At 72.6% G+C, this 15,716-nt stretch carries 13 protein-coding genes and 1 pseudogene; 5 read left to right on the top strand and 9 right to left on the bottom strand.

Annotated features, from left to right (window positions below; translation table 11 throughout):
* Positions 1-262 precede the first annotated feature (262 nt).
* The 3 genes from N8I87_RS33225 (at position 263) to N8I87_RS33215 (ending at position 2,193) form a co-directional block, all read left to right on the top strand.
* Positions 263-937 carry a hypothetical protein gene (locus N8I87_RS33225; protein ID WP_263214291.1) on the top strand — a complete coding sequence of 225 codons (675 nt, stop codon included), beginning with the start codon at positions 263-265 and terminating at the stop codon, positions 935-937.
* 249 nt (positions 938-1,186) lie between these two features.
* Complete coding sequence (locus N8I87_RS33220; protein WP_263214289.1) at positions 1,187-1,921, top strand: SIR2 family NAD-dependent protein deacylase; 735 nt, start codon at positions 1,187-1,189, stop codon at positions 1,919-1,921.
* 104 nt (positions 1,922-2,025) lie between these two features.
* A complete protein-coding gene (locus N8I87_RS33215; RefSeq protein ID WP_263214287.1) occupies positions 2,026-2,193 on the top strand; it encodes a hypothetical protein in 168 nt (55 codons plus the stop codon).
* On the opposite strand, the gene N8I87_RS33210 is transcribed toward N8I87_RS33215, so the two are convergent.
* Both N8I87_RS33210 and N8I87_RS33205 read right to left on the bottom strand, forming a co-directional pair.
* Positions 2,190-2,681, bottom strand: a complete 492-nt coding sequence (locus N8I87_RS33210) for a methylated-DNA--[protein]-cysteine S-methyltransferase (protein WP_263214285.1) — start codon at positions 2,679-2,681, stop codon at positions 2,190-2,192. The two genes, N8I87_RS33215 and N8I87_RS33210, sit on opposite strands and share 4 nt — an antisense overlap.
* Before the next feature lie 16 nt (positions 2,682-2,697).
* On the bottom strand, positions 2,698-4,167 hold the full coding sequence (locus tag N8I87_RS33205) for an AlkA N-terminal domain-containing protein (protein WP_263216777.1): 1,470 nt from the start codon (positions 4,165-4,167) through the stop codon (positions 2,698-2,700).
* A gap of 284 nt (positions 4,168-4,451) precedes the next feature.
* On the opposite strand from N8I87_RS33205, the pseudogene N8I87_RS33200 reads away from it, so the two are divergent.
* Positions 4,452-4,733, top strand: a pseudogene (locus N8I87_RS33200) (site-specific integrase); the annotation flags it as partial.
* A 263-nt stretch (positions 4,734-4,996) separates the two neighbouring features.
* Here the strand turns inward: N8I87_RS33200 and N8I87_RS33195 are convergent.
* Genes N8I87_RS33195 through N8I87_RS33185 form a run of 3 tightly spaced genes read right to left on the bottom strand, consistent with a single transcriptional unit; the run spans position 4,997 to position 9,784 of the window.
* A complete protein-coding gene (locus N8I87_RS33195) occupies positions 4,997-6,433 on the bottom strand; it encodes a hypothetical protein (protein WP_263214283.1) in 1,437 nt (478 codons plus the stop codon).
* A gap of 34 nt (positions 6,434-6,467) precedes the next feature.
* Complete coding sequence (locus tag N8I87_RS33190; protein ID WP_263214282.1) at positions 6,468-8,030, bottom strand: protein kinase domain-containing protein; 1,563 nt, start codon at positions 8,028-8,030, stop codon at positions 6,468-6,470.
* The gene (locus N8I87_RS33185) at positions 8,027-9,784 is read right to left on the bottom strand and encodes an FHA domain-containing protein (protein WP_263214279.1); all 1,758 of its coding nucleotides are present in this window, start codon (positions 9,782-9,784) and stop codon (positions 8,027-8,029) included. Before N8I87_RS33185 ends, N8I87_RS33190 begins: the two co-directional genes overlap by 4 nt.
* 83 nt (positions 9,785-9,867) lie before the next feature.
* Here N8I87_RS33185 and N8I87_RS33180 point away from each other — a divergent pair, with 83 nt between their 5' ends.
* Entirely contained in the window at positions 9,868-11,448 is a 1,581-nt protein-coding gene (locus N8I87_RS33180; RefSeq protein WP_263214276.1) for a hypothetical protein, read from the top strand.
* A gap of 123 nt (positions 11,449-11,571) precedes the next feature.
* Here the strand turns inward: N8I87_RS33180 and N8I87_RS33175 are convergent, their stop codons facing one another.
* The 4 genes from N8I87_RS33175 to N8I87_RS33160 form a co-directional block, all read right to left on the bottom strand.
* Positions 11,572-12,441: a methylenetetrahydrofolate reductase gene (locus tag N8I87_RS33175; RefSeq protein WP_263214273.1), complete on the bottom strand. Its 870-nt coding sequence runs from the start codon at positions 12,439-12,441 to the stop codon at positions 11,572-11,574.
* A 144-nt stretch (positions 12,442-12,585) separates the two neighbouring features.
* Complete coding sequence (locus tag N8I87_RS33170) at positions 12,586-13,095, bottom strand: O-acetyl-ADP-ribose deacetylase (protein ID WP_263214271.1); 510 nt, start codon at positions 13,093-13,095, stop codon at positions 12,586-12,588.
* An 87-nt stretch (positions 13,096-13,182) separates the two neighbouring features.
* On the bottom strand, positions 13,183-14,595 hold the full coding sequence (locus tag N8I87_RS33165) for a phytoene desaturase family protein (protein ID WP_263214269.1): 1,413 nt from the start codon (positions 14,593-14,595) through the stop codon (positions 13,183-13,185).
* Between the two features lie 175 nt (positions 14,596-14,770).
* Positions 14,771-15,646 carry an inositol monophosphatase family protein gene (locus N8I87_RS33160; RefSeq protein WP_263214266.1) on the bottom strand — a complete coding sequence of 292 codons (876 nt, stop codon included), beginning with the start codon at positions 15,644-15,646 and terminating at the stop codon, positions 14,771-14,773.
* Positions 15,647-15,716 lie beyond the last annotated feature (70 nt).

The raw sequence follows: 15,716 nt of genomic DNA, 5'->3' as shown, positions 1-15,716 counted from the left end.
TGCCGACTGCCAGACCCCCGTGGCCGAGGAGCCGGCCTGTGCCGGGAAGCAGCGAACAGTTACGGAAGGCCGGTGTCCTTCTCGGCGGTCGCCGACGGCTGCGGCAGCCGTCGGCGACCGCCGGGCCACCGTGGCGGGCCCGGCCCGGAGTACGGTGGAGACACCGAGGGCATGCCGCGTACCGGCTCCGAGACCGGTGCCGCTCTCGGCGACCGACGACGCCGGGGCGGCCTTCGTCCGTGCCCGGGGCAGGGTTCGCCCCATGACCGCGCACATGATTCTCCCGACGATCTCGAACCTGCCCGCGCCCCGGCCCACACCGGGCAAGTCGCGCACGCCGGGCCGACCGAAGCGGGAGCAGGGATCCTCGCCCCACGAGGGAGAACGCCTCCGCCCGCTGACACGTGGTCAGGTCGAGGACCGCCTGCAGGAGCTGGGCGACCTTTACGCGGAGGTCTCCGGTGGCGGCCCATGGGCATGGAACCAGGCGCGTACCGGATTTCTGCGGCATCTCGCGGCAGACGCGCGACGGCCGGGGTTCTCGCTGCTGATCGCGGAGACCACCGCTTTGACCGGCTGCGCCTACGGCTTTCCCGCGCGCAGCGCCGGTCCGTGGTGGGAGGGCTTCGACGGGCATCTTCCGGTGAGTCTGCTCCGCCGCGCCGCCTCCGGGCGGCTCTTCGTCGTCTCCGGGATCATCGTCCCGCCCCACGTACGCCGGGAGTACCAGAACCGTGCCTGGAACCTCGCCCGGCGCCTGCAGCAGCGACTGCTCGCCGACCACGGCGGCGTGCTCGGCGTCACATCGGTGGATTCCGGGGACGACGGGACCGTTGAGGCGCTGCGGTCCTGGGGGTGGCGAAGCGCTGGAGACGACGCCCTTACGGCCTTGCTGCCCGGCCCGTTCCGCGTTCTGGTGCTGGCTCCGGAGACGTGAGCACCCCCATCATCCATCACGCCTCGGCCCTGGTCAGGGCACGGGCAGGCGCAGGACGAGGAGGGCGAGGTCGTCGGTGCTGCCGGTGGACTACTAGGCGCGGAACCAGTTGACCGTTCGCCTCCCAGGGCCAAGCGGGCAGCCCCTGGGCGCGGACAAGGACCGCAGCCATCCAGCGCAGCCGACAAGTGAGAGGCACGCCCCGATATCCGCTCGCTCCGAGCAGGCAAGCGTCTTACTCTCGGGCCCATGAACAGGCCACTCGTCGCCATCCTTAGTGGCGCAGGGATCTCCACCGATTCCGGCATCCCTGATTACCGCGGTCCGAACGGCCTGTGGCGGCGGGATCCCGAGGCCGAGAAGCTCGTGACGTACGAGTACTACATGGGCGACCCCGAGATCCGCCGACAGTCCTGGCAGATGAGGCGCAAGAACCGCACCCTGAAGGCCGAGCCGAACGCCGCGCACCTCGCCGTCGCCGAGCTCGAGAAGTCGGGGATCCCGGTCCGTGTCATCACGCAGAACGTGGACGGCCTGCACCAGCTCGCCGGAATGCCCGCCCGCAAGGTGCTGGAGCTGCACGGCACCGCACGCAGTGTCGTATGCACGAGCTGTCACGCCCGCGGGCCCATGGAAGACGCCCTCGCCCGGGTCGACGCCGGCGAGGAGGACCCGCCCTGCCTGGAGTGCGGCGGCATCCTGAAGTCTGCGACGGTGATGTTCGGCCAGCGGCTCGACCCGGTCGTGCTCGGTGAGGCCCTCGCCATCACCAAGGCCTGCACCGTCTTCATCGCCGTCGGCTCCAGCCTCCAGGTCCAGCCCGCCGCCGGCCTCGCCGGTGTCGCCGCCGACAACGGCGCCCGGCTCGTCATCGTCAACGCCGAACCGACTCCGTACGACGACCGGGCCGACGAGGTGATCCGCGAACCCATCGGCACCGCCCTGCCCGAGCTGCTGCGCAGGCTGGGCCACGAGCACGACTGAACGCCCCGCCGGCGTGGCATGACGAACAACCTGGACGAGGCAAGGAACGCACTGCGGCGATCACCAGCCCTTCCCAATCCGACGACGACCGCGGTGGCCTGCGCATGGTCCTCGCTGTACCACTCACCCTGCTCACCCTCATCGCCGCGTTCTTCTGCTGGACGGCGCTCACGATGCGTCCGTCCGGTCCCTGGGACGACGACGCGTACGCCGCCATCGTCCTGTCATGCGTCCTCACCAACGGGATACGCATCGTCTTCTCAAGGGACTAGAACAGCGACGTTCCCCGTTCGAAGTCCAGTAGTCGTCGCTTGCGGTCCAGGCCGCCGCCGTAGCCGATGAGGCTGCCGGTGGAGCCGATGACGCGGTGGCAGGGGACGATGATGCCGACGGGGTTGCGGCCGTTGGCGAGGCCGACTGCGCGGGATGCCTTGGGGTTGCCGAGGGCGTCCGCCAGTTCGCCGTAGGTGCGGGTCTCGCCGTAGGGGATGGCGGTCAGCTGTTGCCAGACACTGCGCTGGAACTGCGTTCCCCGCAGCCGTAGTTCGACCGTGAACTCCTTCAAATCGCCCGCGAAGTAGGCCGACAGCTGTTCCTGCGTCTCGGCGAAGAGCGTGTCGTCGCGGTCGCCGAAGGTCTCCTCAGGCGGGCGGTGGCGCTGGTCGGTCATGTAGAGGCCGCACAGGACGCCGCCGTCGGCGACGAGCGTCAGGGGGCCGTACGGGCTGTCGATCACGGTGTGCTGTCTCGTCGTGCTCATCGTGTGTCCTACGTCCTTATACCGGCAGGAAGTTGATCGGGTGGCTGTCCGTCGCCCACAGGTACTGGACCGCGTAGGCCCGCCAGGGCCGCCAGGCCGCCGCGCGCGCGGTGAGCGCGGCGGGGGTCGAGGGGAGGCCCAACTCCTGTGCGGCACGGCGGATTCCGAGGTCGGTGGGGAGGAAGGCGTCGGGGTCGCCGAGGGCGCGCATGGCGATGACGTCGACCGTCCAGGGGCCGAAGCCGGGCAGCGACAGCAGCCTGGCGCGGGCCTCCGCCCAGTCGCTCTCCACACCCAAGTTGAGGTTTCCGTCGGCCAGTTGGGCGACGAGCGTGGTGAAGGTGGTGCGGCGGGTGCGTGGCATCGCCAGCTGGTCGGGGTCGAGGGCGGCCAGCGCCTCGGGGGCCGGGAAGAGATGGGTCAGGCAGCCCTCCGGGTCGTCGACCGGTTTGCCGTACGCGGTGACCAGTCGGGCCGCGTGGGTGCGGGCTGCCGCCGTGGAGACCTGCTGGCCGAGTACGGCACGGACGGCGAACTCGGCCTCGTCGACGGTGCGCGGCACGCGCCGGCCCGGCGCCTTGTCGACCAGGGGCGCGAGAAACGGGTCCGTGCGCAGCTGGTCGTCGACCGCGACCGGGTCGGCGTCCAGGTCGAGCAGACGCCGGCACCGGCTGATGACGACGGTCAGATCACGCAGGTCGCTGAGGTTGAGGCGGCAGGCGATGTGGTCGGGCTTGGGGGTCAGGGCCACGATTCCATGGCCGTACGGCAGGCGCAGCGTGCGCCGGTATGCGCCGTCCCGCCACTCCTCGACGCCCGGTACGGCGGTGGCCGCCAGGTGACCGAAGAGGTTGTCGGGGTTGAGCGGTGCGCGGAAGGGCAGGCGCAGCGACAGTGCGCCGGGGGCGCTGCCGGCGTGCTTCTTCGGTGCGCGGGCACGCAGCTCGCTCGGGGGGAGCGCGAAGACCTCGCGCACGGTGTCGTTGAAGGTACGGATCGAGGAGAAGCCCGCCGCGAACGCGATCTCCGCCATCGGCAGCGGGGTCGTCTCGACGAGGATCCGGGCGGTCTGGGCGCGCTGGGCACGGGCGAGCGCGAGGGGGCCGGCGCCCAGCTCGGCGAGCAGCTGTCGTTCGACCTGCCGGGTGCTGTAGCCGAGGCGGGTGGCGAGTCCGGGCACACCCTCGCGGTCCACCACACCGTCGGCGATCAGCCGCATGGCGCGGGCCACCAGGTCGGCGCGCTGGTTCCACTCCGGGGAACCGGGGCTGGTGTCGGGCCGGCAGCGCTTACAGGCCCGGAAACCGGCCTGCTGACAGGCGGCCGCGCTCGGGTAGAACGTCATGTTCTCCGGCTTGGGCGGTACGACCGGGCAGCTGGGCCGGCAGTAGATGCGTGTTGTCACTACGGCCGTGAAGAACCATCCGTCGAACCGCGCGTCCTTGGACTGCACGGCCCGCACACATCGGTCCCGATCGAGGTGCATCCCTTTCTGCATGTGTCCAGCATCGGCCACGGGCCGGGCGGCCGCTGGCGAGAATCCGACACCTACCTTGCCCGACCAGGGGTCTGAGGAACATCCGTGTCAGATCGTGCGCCAAGCCTCTGTCGCCGCTGGTGGGCGGCTGACTGCGCGTCGGCGGCGGGGCCGGTCTGAAGTCGTCCCCCGGATAACCCCCCAATATCTGCGGTAGCTTGATCCGTCACCTGCGGCAATGCTCTTCGGCCACTGCGCGAAGCGGCCCTGTTGTCTGCGGCACGGGGAAAGCGGTGCCCACGCTTGTTCAGCTGCCGACCGGGAAGGCGTTGATCGTCCGGACGGCGGCCGACCTGTTCCTCGATTCGCTCGGCAACCCGAACACCGTGCGGAACCACGGCATCGCCGTCGGGAAGACCGCCGAGCGCATCGGCGAGGGCCGGCCGCTCGCCTCGGTGGACGACGCCGAGATCGGCGAGGCGCTGGAGCTGCTGTGGGGCCGCTCGGCGGTGAACACCTGGAACGCCCGCCGCGGCGCCGTGCTGTCCTGGACGGGCGGGTGTTCCGAGCGCGGGTCCCGGTCCGCGTCGTCCAGGAAGAAGTACCGCTCCAGCTCCGCCCGCGAGGGCACCTCGTGAAACGACCCGTACCGTGCCGCCTGTTCATCCGTCAGAAACTCGACCGCTACAACAGCTCTCCGAAGATCGACAACAACGACCCACGAAGGCTCCGACGCCCACTCACTCCAGGTCAAAGGCCCAATCAGCCCTGAGACGGCTTGGCGCACGATCTGACACGGATGTTCCTCAGCCCCCGACCAGGACAGCCGGTCGGGCCGTCAGGAGCAGGCGTAGCGGAAGGTCGCCCGCGCCTCGACCGGCTTTCGCTGGTGCGCGATCCGCAGGCGCGCGGTGCCCCGGAAGCTGCCGGGGCCGCGGACCGTCCAGCGCAGGTGCACGGTGACCCTGCGGTCTCCGCGGTGGGCCATGTGCACCAGCTCGCCGGAGTCATGGCCGTCGCTGCGCAGCCAGTGGTACGTCACCGGGCCGCCGCGGCCGTCGGTGGTCACGACGCCCACCAGATCGGCGGTCTGACCGCAGTGCAACCGCCCGGTGGGCGCCTGGACTTCGACGGCCGTGACCGTCGGGGCGGGGCTCGGACGGAGGAGCAGCCAGAGCAGGACCGCCGCGATCGTCAGGACAGCGGTCGTGGCGATCCAGCCCCGGCGCCTTCGGCGTTGGCGGCGGTCGGGGGGCAGGTGCGCGGTGCGCCACTGCGCGCGGAGGGTGTCCTGGGCCTCCACGGGGATGCCGGGGCCGAAGCGCAGAAGGATCTCGTCGTCGTCCTCCGAGGTCGGGGGCGGTGCGGCCGCCGGGGATTCGGCCGGGACACGGTTGCGGTTGCGTCTGCCGAGGACGGTGGCCTGGTCGTCCGGGGCGGCGGTGGGGGCGGCGGGGGCGGAGTCGGCGCCCCCGCTGTCCGCCCCCGTGCCCTCCGCCGATGGCGACGGCGACGGCGATGCCGATGGCACCTCGGTGATCTCCGGTGCCGCCTCTGCCACCGCCGCGCGGAGTGCCGTACGGCGCAGGAAGTCCGCCGGAAGTGCCGCTCGCCCCGCGACCAGTGCCGCTCGGGCCGCCGCGAGGCCCTCGGCAGCGGCCGTGGTGGAGCAGTGTGCGAACAGGGCCTCCGCGGGCGTGCCGGCTGGCGCCCAGGCCTCGCCGAGAGTGCGGCACAGCCCGGCCCAGGCCACGATGTCGGCCTCGCGAGCACGCGTGCCGTCCAGGGTGTCGCCCAGCACCGTGCCCAGTGCGGCCCCGGCGAGCAGGGCGACGCCGTCGGGGGCGAGCACGACGGTGTCCGTGTCCAGGGCCCCGTGGGCGAGGCCGGCCGCGTGGAGCGCGAGCAGGGTCTGCGCGGTCTCGTTCAGGACGCTGGCCGCGCTGCCCGCGTCGAGGGCCGGTCCCCCGTCGGCCAGCAGGTCCGCGAGCGTGGGAGCCGGTGGCCGGGCGGTGATCAGCCAGACGTCCCCGGCCTCCGCGACGAGGTCGACCGTGCCGAGCACCCCGGGCAGCCGGAGCCTGGCCACGGCGAGCACCGCGGCCGCGAGCCGCTCGCGCGTGCCTTCCGGGGCGAGCAGGGCACGGTCGACGCGCAGCGCGCCGAGCGCGGGCTCGCCGGACCCGGCCGGGAGCAGCGCGTGCCAGGTGCCGTGGCGGGCATCGCGCGACCAGCCCGACAGGGGTCGCCCGGCGACGGTGGTGGCTGTCGTCATGTCGGTCCGTTCTCGTTCTCGCTCGGTACGGCGCTCAGCACGGCGGCGCGTCCAGGGAGGCCGTCTGCGGTCCGTTCGCGGCCGCCGGAGTGCTGGTGAGCGTGACCATCCAGGTGCCCCGGCACGGGTGGTTGGAGAAGTCGGCCACGAAGGTCACGGGGTAGTGCGTGCTGCCGGACAGCTTCTGGGTCTGGTTGCCGTAGGGATCGGCGGGCGTGTCCACGTAGTAGTCGGCCGTGACGGTCACGGGCGCGGTGCCGGTCGTGTCGACGGTGACGTCGGCGACCAGCGTGCCGGGGGTCTGCCCCCGCTGCCAGGAGCCGATGGTGATCGTGATCGTGCCGGATGTGGGCTTGGCCGGGCCGGCGGTCGTCGGTGCGGGGGGCTCCGTCGGCGGGGCGGTACTCATGGTGGGGGTGGGTGAGGCCGTCGGGCTGTCCGAGGGGGTTGCGGTCGGGGTGGTGTCGGCCGTGGGGGATGCACCGGTCGCGGACGTGGAAGGCGAAGAGGTCGGCCGTGTGGGTGAGTTGACTTCCGAGGGCACCGAACTGGCCACCGTCGTCGAAGTGTCGTGCGGGCGGGCCGCCACGGATGTCAGCCCGCCCGCGACGACCGCCAGCGCGGCGGCTCCGGCGGCGGCCTTCCAGCCGTTGCGCCTCAACCGGCCGAGCAGCGTCAGGGCCTGGGCCGGTGCGTCCAGGGTCACCGTCGCGGCGAACGGGAACAACAGGGCGAGCAACGTGGTGAGTTCGGCGAGCCTGCGGCGTCCGCGCTCCTCCCAGTCGGCGCCGTACCCCTCGACGGCGGACCGCTCCAGGTCGGCGAGGAAGTCCTCGATGCCCGGCCGCTGCGCCGGGTCCTTGGCCATCCCCCGGCGCAGCAGCCCGCGTACGGGCGCGGGTACGTCGTCCAGGGGGACGGGGGCCCTCAGGTGCTGCAGGCGCAGGGCGGTCACGTCGTCACCGGTGAACGGGCGGCGCCCGGTCAGGCACTCGTGGAACACCGCCGCCGCGGCGTACACGTCACCCGCGGGTCCCGCCGGTTCGCCCTGCCACTGCTCGGGAGCCATATAGGCGGGCGTGCCGGCGGCCTCGGTCTCGCGTCCGGTGCGTACGGCGATGCCGAAGTCCGCGAGCGCGCTGCTGCCGTCGGCTCGGACCAGCACGTTCTCCGGCTTGTAGTCGCGGTGGACCACCCCGGCCGCATGGGCCGCGCCGAGCCCCAGCAGCGAGCCCTTGAGCAGGACCAGGGCGGCCTCGGGACCGGTCGCCCCGTGCCGGCGCAGCAGTTGGCGCAGGCTGACGCCGTCCACCGCCTCCATCACGATGGCGGCACCGCCACGCGCCTCGACGTACTCGTACAGCCGCACGACGCACGGGTGCCGCAACTCGCCCAGCAGCCGGGCCTCGGCACGGAAGCGGGCGAGGAACTCACGGTCGCCGCGCAGGCGTTCGCCGAGGTACTTGATCGCTACGGGCACCCCGGTCGCGGTGTGCCGGGCCAGTACGACGCGTCCCCCGGCGCCCTCGCCGAGCGTACGCACGCCTTCGTAACCGGGGACGGCCCACTGGCCGGGTCTGCCGGTCTCCTCGGTCATGCCGTTCCCTCCACGGCCGCAGCCATCGCCGGAGCCGGTGCCGCGTCCCGCGCAGCACGCCGGCGCCGCACCCGGCGGGCCAGCCACCGCACCGGCGCGGACCACACCGGGAAGGCCACCAGGGCGACCACGACAGCCTCGACGACCGTGGTCCACGGCTGGGACAGCCAGCCGTCCAGCAGGTCGCCGATCCGGGAGCGCCAGGCCAGCAGGGCGAGGACCAGGAAACCGTACGTCCCGACGACGACCGCGAGGCCGTACGCGGCCATGCCCGCCTGCCGCGGGCCGGGCCGGCTGCCCGCGCGCAGGTCCTGCCAGAGGCCCTTGCGGAAGTACGCGCTCGCCTCCTCGCGCAGCCGCGGCACGCGCAGTGCGTCGGTCAGGGCCTGGTAACCGTCCAGTGGCATCAGGGGGTTGAAGTTGTAGAGCGTGTTCAGATAGAGCCCGAAGGCCAGTTGGAAGAGGACGGCCGAGGCCGGTCCGGCGGGCAGGAAGGCCGCGCCCGCCGCGCACCAGCCGGCCAGTGCCGCCGTCGACAGCGGTCCGGACAGCGCCACGACGACCCGTGACCGGCGGGTGCCGAACCACATGTCGCTGGTGTCCACGAACGCGAACGGCATGCCCATCATGAGCAGGAACCCACCGCGCCGGACCTTGCGGCCGTACGACTTCACGGCCAGGGCGTGCGTCGACTCGTGCACGACGAGGGCGGAGATGTATCCGGCGGCGAGCAGCACCGGGCCCCAGACGCCCGCTCCGCCGAAGTCCAGCAGATGCTGCCTGCCCTGGGCGACGAAGAACGCGGCGAGGCCGCCGGCCACCGACAGCCAGACCAGCGTCACACCGGTCCGGGTGAAGAACCGCCAGCCGAAGGCGTGGTAGACGCGGGTGACGGACTTGTCGAGGCCGGGGACCGAGACCTCCAGCTTCAGCAGCGCCCGGTACACGGCGTGTCCCACGCGCCGCCAGCCTTTCCGCTCCGCCTCCTCGGGGCGGCCGGGCAGGCCGCGCAGCAGTCCCGCGTTCGCGAACGCCGCGAGGGCCGCCTCGATGCGCGGCAGGGCCAGCTCGCCGAACCGGTCGGCGTAGGCGAACAGCAGGTCCCTTACGGTGTTCTCGCCGTCGACCGCGTGCCAGAGGAAGACCTCGCGCTCGTCCAGCTCCAGATACACGCCGGTGCGGGTGTTGTTCAGCACCCAGCGGGGTTCGCCACGGTCGGTGGGCACCTGCTTGAGTGCCCAGCCGGAGCGGCGGCGGGGGCGAGCGGTCAGCGGGCCGTTCGCCTCCGGCGCCGCTTCCTGCACGGCGGTGGGGAGTTGGGTGAGCTGGGTGCCGACGACCTGGGTGCGCTGGCCGATGTGGGCCTCGCGGGGCTGCTCGAACAGCAGGCGTACGTCGCCGACGGACACTTCGGTGCCGTCAGCGAGGTGGGCCGCGCCGCCGTGCAGATCGACGCCGGCCACGGCCGTGCCGTTGAACGAGTCCAGGTCCTCGACCCGGAAGCCCGACTCGGTACGGACGATCCGGGCGTGGCTGCGGGACACGCTGGCGTCGGACAGGACGACGTCGTTGTCCGCGCCCCGGCCCAGCGTGGTGACCGGGCCGATGAGCGGGACGAGCAGGGTGGGGTCGTCGAGGCCGCGCAGATACGGCGCGGCGTACGACGTCGGTGCCGCACCGCGGCGGAGGGTGCCGCAGTGCAGGCAGTACGGGAAGTCGCGCCGCACATGGACGCGGCAGGCGTGGCAGAGCATGCGTCGGCTCAGCCCGCGCCGGATCCGCTGATGAACGTTCCGTCGGTGAAGCCGCCGTCCGTGTCGGGCGCGGAGGGCGACAGGTGCGTGGCGACGTCGCCGATGCGGGAGGCACCGGGGAGGTTCACACCGCCACGCACGGTCTCGGAGCCACCGCTGATGGTTTCCTGGCCACGGCCGCCGTTCTCACCACCGCCGGGTTCACCGCCGCCGTGGCCGCCGCCACCGGAGGGACGGTCACCGTTCTCACCACTGCCACCACCGCCCTCGCCTCCGCCGCCACCACCGCCGGGTTCACCGCCGCCGTGGCCGCCACCACCGGAGGGACGGTCACCGTTCTCACCACTGCCACCACCGCCCTCGCCTCCGCCGCCACCACCGCCGGGTTCACCGCCGCCGTGGCCGCCACCACCGGAGGGACGGTCACCGTTCTCACCACTGCCACCACCGCCCTCACCACCGCCGCCGCCACCGCCGCCGCCACCGCCGCCGCCACCCTCGCCGCCGCCGTCACCACCACCGTGACCGCCACCACCGGAGGGACGGTCACCGTTCTCACCACTGCCACCACCGCCCTCACCGCCACCGCCACCACCGGCGCCGCCACCCTCGCCGCCGCCGTCACCACCACCGTGACCGCCACCACCGGAGGGACGGTCACCGTTCTCACCACTGCCACCACCGCCTTCACCACCACCACCGGCGCCGCCATCACCGTGGCCGTCGCCCTCGTCACGGTCGAAGATGCCGCCGTGGCCGAAGTGACCGGCGTCGCCGCCGCCCTCACCGCCGAAGCCGCCGCCGTGACCGCCGAGGTCTCCGAATCCGCCGGATCCGCCGAGGTCGCCTCCGGAGCCGAACCCCCCGTCCCCGAACCCTCCGTCGCCGAACCCGCCGGGACCGGCTCCGCCGTCACCGAAACCGCCGTCGCCGAACCCTCCGGGACCGACGCCACCGTCACCGAAACCGCCGTCCCCGAACCCACCGAGACCGCCGTCGGCGCCACCTTCACCGAAGTCGCCGAAGCCGCCATCGGCACCGCCGCCGAAGCCACCGAGCCCCCCGGCGTCACCTCCCCCGAAGTCGCCGAAGCCGCCCTCGGCGCCACCGGTATGTCCGCCGAACCCGCCGAGTTCCCCGCCGAGCAGGCTCTGGCCGCCGGTGGCCGACGCGTCGAAGCCGCCTGCGGACTCCTGGCCGTGGGCGGGAAGCGACGGGTCCGCCGAGTGGTCGACGGAAGCGTGGTCGACGCTGGCGTGGTCAGCGGACACATGGTCGACCGGAACATCCGAAACGTCATGGTGGGCCAGCGCATGTGCCGCGCTACCGAAGAACAGGGACGACTTGGACAGCCGCTGGTCGAGTGCGGCCGGTCCCCCCTCGGTGCCGGACTCGACACGGAGCGAACGGAGCTCCGTGACCTGGGCGGGTGTCAGGCCGAGTCTTCGGGCCACCTCATCGGTGTCGCCGTCGAGTTCGGCTCTGAAGGCCGGATCGACGGCCAGGCGGGTCATGGCGTCGCGAAATGCGTTGTCGGTCATGTCCTCGGTCTCCGTGGGTCTGGATGCGCTGATGTCGACCCCGGCGGAGCTGAGGATCCCCCCTGGTCGGCGGCAACTGCCATTTCCGGCCATCCCCACCGATGCCTGCAGGGACGGTTATAAGGGGCATGACATGAACCGCGCAAGGCCAGGAGCAGGGAACACCAGGTGCATATGCCTCCGGAAGGAACCGCCGCGCCCGTGGGTCACCGAGCGGATACGGTCAGCACCCGAACCGGCCTCGCCTCAGACGTCCTCCCGGAACCGGACGATCCACTCCGAGGTCGCCCGCAGCCCGCCGAACGTGTAGAAGTGCACCTTCAGATCGCCGTGGCGCCGTACGTCGTACTCCCGGGCCAGTGTGCGCAGAAAACGGTCGGGGCCCGTCGTGCCCACGAGGTTGGTCAGCGAGAAGCCGTACTTCCGCGCGATGGAGGCGCTGGTGCCGACGCCGAAGCGGGTGGCGTATCCCAGGAGGCGGCGTACTCCGGCGGGTCCGGGCACGCCGATGCGGATCGGCAGGCCGACACCGCGCTCACGCGCCCGCTCCACCCAGGCGAGCACCCGGTCCACGTCGAAGCCAAACTGGGTGATGACGTCGGCCGCGAGCCGCTGGGACCCGAGGACCACGTTCTTGTCGGTCAGCGCCGACCACAGCGCGTGGTCGGTGATGGCGGGGTGGCCCTCCGGGTAGCCGCTGATGCCGACGTGCCGGACACCGTGGCGCTGGAGGAGTCCGGTGCGGATGACGGTGAGGGCGTCCTCGTACGGCCCCTCGGGGCGGGCGGGGTCGCCGCCGACGACGAACACGTTGTCGGCGGTGCCGTCGGCCCGGAGCCCCACGAGGAACCGTTCCAGGTCCGCCCGCGAGCCGAGGCGGCGGGCGGATATGTGCGGGACGGGGACGAAGCCGAGGCGTTTGACCGCGCGAGCGGCGTCCAGGCGCATCCCGAGGTTCTCGTTGCCGAGGAAGGTGACGTTGATGCGGGTGCCCCGGGGGATGGTGGCTCCGGCCTCCTCCAGTGCGGGGATGTCCTTGCCGGTCATCTCCAGGGAGAAGTCCTGCAGCAGCGCGGTGATCGGCGCCACCGGCGGGGCCGTGGGACCCGGGTTCATCGTGCTCCTTCGTCTCGGGCCGTCCCGGCGTCGTGCCGGTACGGGGTGAGCACGAATCCGGGGTCCTGTGGCCCCGCCGATGATGTCACGGGCGTCGTCGGCATCACGGGGGAGGGTGCTTCCGCCGTCCGCCGTCCGCCGTGGTCAGTCGAGTCGGGCCGCGAACACCTCGTACGCCCTGTCGTCGAAGAGGACGAACCGCGCCTCCTCGACGCCTGTCGATGTGTCCCGCACCGTTCCGATCGCGATACGGGCCGCATCGTCCATCGGCCACCGGTACACGCCGGTGGAGATCGCCGGGAACGCGACCGTCCGGGCACCGAGTTCGTCGGCCACGCGGAGCGACTCCCGGTAGCAGGAGGCCAGCAGCTCCGAGCGGTCCTCGGAGGACGACCAGACCGGGCCCACCGTGTGGATCACCCACTGCGCGTCCAGTTCCCCCGCGGTCGTGGCGACGGCCTGACCCGTGGGCAGGCCCTTGCCGTAACGGGAGGATCGCAGGGCCCGGCACTCCTCGAGGATCGCAGGTCCCCCGCGCCGGTGGATCGCGCCGTCCACGCCTCCGCCGCCGAGGAGCGAGGAGTTGGCCGCGTTGACGATCGCGTCGGCGGTCTGCCGGGTGATGTCGCCCTGGGCGAGCGTGATGCTGGTCATGGGTGCCTCTATACCAGCCGGGGCCCGTGGGACACTCGCGCAGCACCGGGCTACGGCGACCGGGTCGGCCGGGTCACAGCGACCGCGTCACGGCTCCTGACGCAGCCGCCGCCAGACGGCCTTCGCCGCGTTGTGGCCGGACATGCCGTGCACTCCGGGGCCCGGCGGTGTGGCCGAGGAGCAGATGAAGACCGCCGGGTGCGGGGTGTTGTACGGGAACAGGGACAGCTTGGGGCGCAGCAGCATCTGGAGGCCCGAGACCGCGCCGGAACCGATGTCGCCGCCTACGTAGTTGGCGTTGCGGGCGGCCAGTTCGGGCGGGCCGGCGGTGGCCCGCGCGAGGACGCGGTCACGGAAGCCCGGAGCGAAGCGCTCCAGTTGGCGCTCCATACGGTCCGTCAGGTCACCGGTCCAGCCGCTGGGCACGTGGCCGTACGCCCAGAAGACCTGCTTGCCCTCCGGGGCGCGGGTGGGGTCGACGACCCCGGGCTGCACGGTGATCATGAACGGCCGCTCGGGTGCGCTGCCCTGGCGGGACGCGGCGCGCAGGGCGGTGTCGATCTCCGCGCTGTCGGCGCCGATCTGCACGGTCGTGGCGGCGCGCGCCTCCGGGGCGGTCCAGGGCACCGGGCCGTCCAGGGCGTAGTCGACCTTGAAGACGCCGGGGCCGTAGCGGTAGCCCTCGTAGTGGTTGCCGAAGCCGGCGATGCGGGCCAGGGCGGTGGGCGAGGTGTCGAAGACATAGGCGCGGGCGGGGGGCAGGTCGTCCAGCCGTTTGACCTCGTAGTCGGTGTGCACGGTGCCGCCGAGGTCCTTGAGATAGGCGGCGAGGGCGTCGGAGATCGACTGGGAGCCGCCGCGGGCCACGGGCCAGCCGCGGGCGTGCGCGGCCAGTGCGAAGATCAGGCCGACGGCGCCGGTGGCGAAGCCGCTGAGTGGCGCCATGACATGCGCGACCAGACCGGCGAACAGGGTCCTGGCACGCTCGTCGTGGAAGCGGCGCATCAGCCAGGTGGAGGGCGGCAGGCCGGTCAGGCCGAAGCGGGCGAGGGTGACCGGGTCGCGCGGGAGCGCGGTGAGCGGCAGCGCCATGAAGTCCTGGACCAGGGTGTCCCACTTGGTGAGGAACGGCGTGACCAGTCTGCGGTACGCCCCCGCGTCGCGCGGTCCGAAGGAGGCGGCCGTCCGTGCCACGGAGCGGGCGAGCACCGCGGCCGTGCCGTCCGGGAACGGGTGTGCCATGGGCAGCTCGGCGTGCAGCCACTCCAGGCCGTACCGGTCGAGGGGCATCGCGCGGAACGCGGGCGAGTTGATGCCGAGGGGGTGGGCGGCGGAGCAGGGGTCGTGACGGAAGCCGGGGAGGGTGAGCTCTTCGGTGCGCGAGCCTCCGCCGACGGTGTCGCGGGCCTCGAACAGGGCGACGGAGAATCCGCGGCGGGCGAGCTCGACGGCAGCCGTCAGTCCGTTCGGCCCCGCTCCCACCACGACCGCATCGAACATCGACGGCACCTCCGGACTCCTTCGTCAGCCGATGGCCACTCGGGATCAGGATATGCCGGGGGACCGACAGCCCAGGGGGCGTGGGTGGGCTCGGCGGGGCGCCCCGGGGGCGCATCCGGGCGGGCACCGGAAGCGGAATCCGGCGGTCTGCCCTCGCCCGGCGAAGAGCCACGGCTCAGTCGGCGGCGCTTCCCAGCAGGTCCATCACCCGGTGGGCCGTGGCCGCGTCCCGGGCCGCCGTGAACGGGAGGGTGTTGCCGCCGGTGATGCGGAACGGCTCTCCGGTGCGGGTGAGGTGGGTGCCGCCGGCCTCCTCGACAAGGAGCAGGCCCGCCGCGTGGTCCCAGGCGGCCTCCCAGCTGAAGCCGGTGGCGTCCAACTCGCCCTTGGCGACGGCGAGATACTCCAGCCCGGCGGAACCGCAGGCGCGGGGTGCGACGCCCTCGGTCCACAGGCCGCGCAGGGCGCGCTTCTGCTCGTCCGTCGTGTAGTCCGGGTGGGAGGTGGCTATCTCCAGGTCCCGCCCCGGTGTCGGCGCGCCCGCCAAGAGCCGTTCTCCGTCGAGGAAGGCGCCGTGGCCCCGGACGGCCGTGGCCAGCTGGTCCCGGGCCGGCGCGTAGGTCCAGGAGGCGAGCAGGACGCCCCGGTGGGCGAGCGCGACCAGCGTGCAGAAGCCGGCGTCGCCGTGCACGAACTGCCGGGTGCCGTCGACCGGGTCGACGATCCAGACCGGCACGTCGCCCCGTATCGCCTCGTACGTCGCCGGGTTGGCGTGCACCGCCTCCTCGCCGACCACGACGGAGCCGGGCAGGAGGGCGCCGAGTGCCGCGGTGAGGTACTCCTCGGCGAGCCGGTCGGCGTCCGTCACCAGGTCGTGCGGTCCGCTCTTCTGGTCGATCTCGTGCTCGGCGAGCCGGCGGAAGCGGGGCAGGATCTCGGTCGCGGCAGCCTTGCGCACCGCCTCTTCCACGTCGGCGGAGCGGCGAGTGAGGAACTCTTCCACAAGGGCTTCGTCCAGGGGGGACCCCCAGGTTTCGGTGTCTCCGATCATGCCCTCCATGAGAGCACGCGCCTCTGACAATCCCCACCCGTTCGGTGAATGAGTGATGGAATCGGGACGA

Source organism: Streptomyces sp. HUAS 15-9, from assembly GCF_025642155.1.
Taxonomy (GTDB): Bacteria; Actinomycetota; Actinomycetes; order Streptomycetales; family Streptomycetaceae; genus Streptomyces.
The sequence above is the reverse complement of the archived record's forward strand: the minus strand, read 5'-3'. Positions and strand labels throughout refer to the sequence as shown.

Coding starts and splice junctions, on each gene's coding strand:
- N8I87_RS33225 (WP_263214291.1), top strand. CDS start 263: ATGACCGCGCACATGATTCTCCCGACGATCTCGAACCTGCCCGCGCCC.
- N8I87_RS33220 (WP_263214289.1), top strand. CDS start 1,187: ATGAACAGGCCACTCGTCGCCATCCTTAGTGGCGCAGGGATCTCCACC.
- N8I87_RS33215 (WP_263214287.1), top strand. CDS start 2,026: ATGGTCCTCGCTGTACCACTCACCCTGCTCACCCTCATCGCCGCGTTC.
- N8I87_RS33210 (WP_263214285.1), bottom strand. CDS start 2,681: ATGAGCACGACGAGACAGCACACCGTGATCGACAGCCCGTACGGCCCC.
- N8I87_RS33205 (WP_263216777.1), bottom strand. CDS start 4,167: ATGCACCTCGATCGGGACCGATGTGTGCGGGCCGTGCAGTCCAAGGAC.
- N8I87_RS33195 (WP_263214283.1), bottom strand. CDS start 6,433: ATGACGACAGCCACCACCGTCGCCGGGCGACCCCTGTCGGGCTGGTCG.
- N8I87_RS33190 (WP_263214282.1), bottom strand. CDS start 8,030: ATGACCGAGGAGACCGGCAGACCCGGCCAGTGGGCCGTCCCCGGTTAC.
- N8I87_RS33185 (WP_263214279.1), bottom strand. CDS start 9,784: ATGCTCTGCCACGCCTGCCGCGTCCATGTGCGGCGCGACTTCCCGTAC.
- N8I87_RS33175 (WP_263214273.1), bottom strand. CDS start 12,441: ATGAACCCGGGTCCCACGGCCCCGCCGGTGGCGCCGATCACCGCGCTG.
- N8I87_RS33170 (WP_263214271.1), bottom strand. CDS start 13,095: ATGACCAGCATCACGCTCGCCCAGGGCGACATCACCCGGCAGACCGCC.
- N8I87_RS33165 (WP_263214269.1), bottom strand. CDS start 14,595: ATGTTCGATGCGGTCGTGGTGGGAGCGGGGCCGAACGGACTGACGGCT.
- N8I87_RS33160 (WP_263214266.1), bottom strand. CDS start 15,646: ATGATCGGAGACACCGAAACCTGGGGGTCCCCCCTGGACGAAGCCCTT.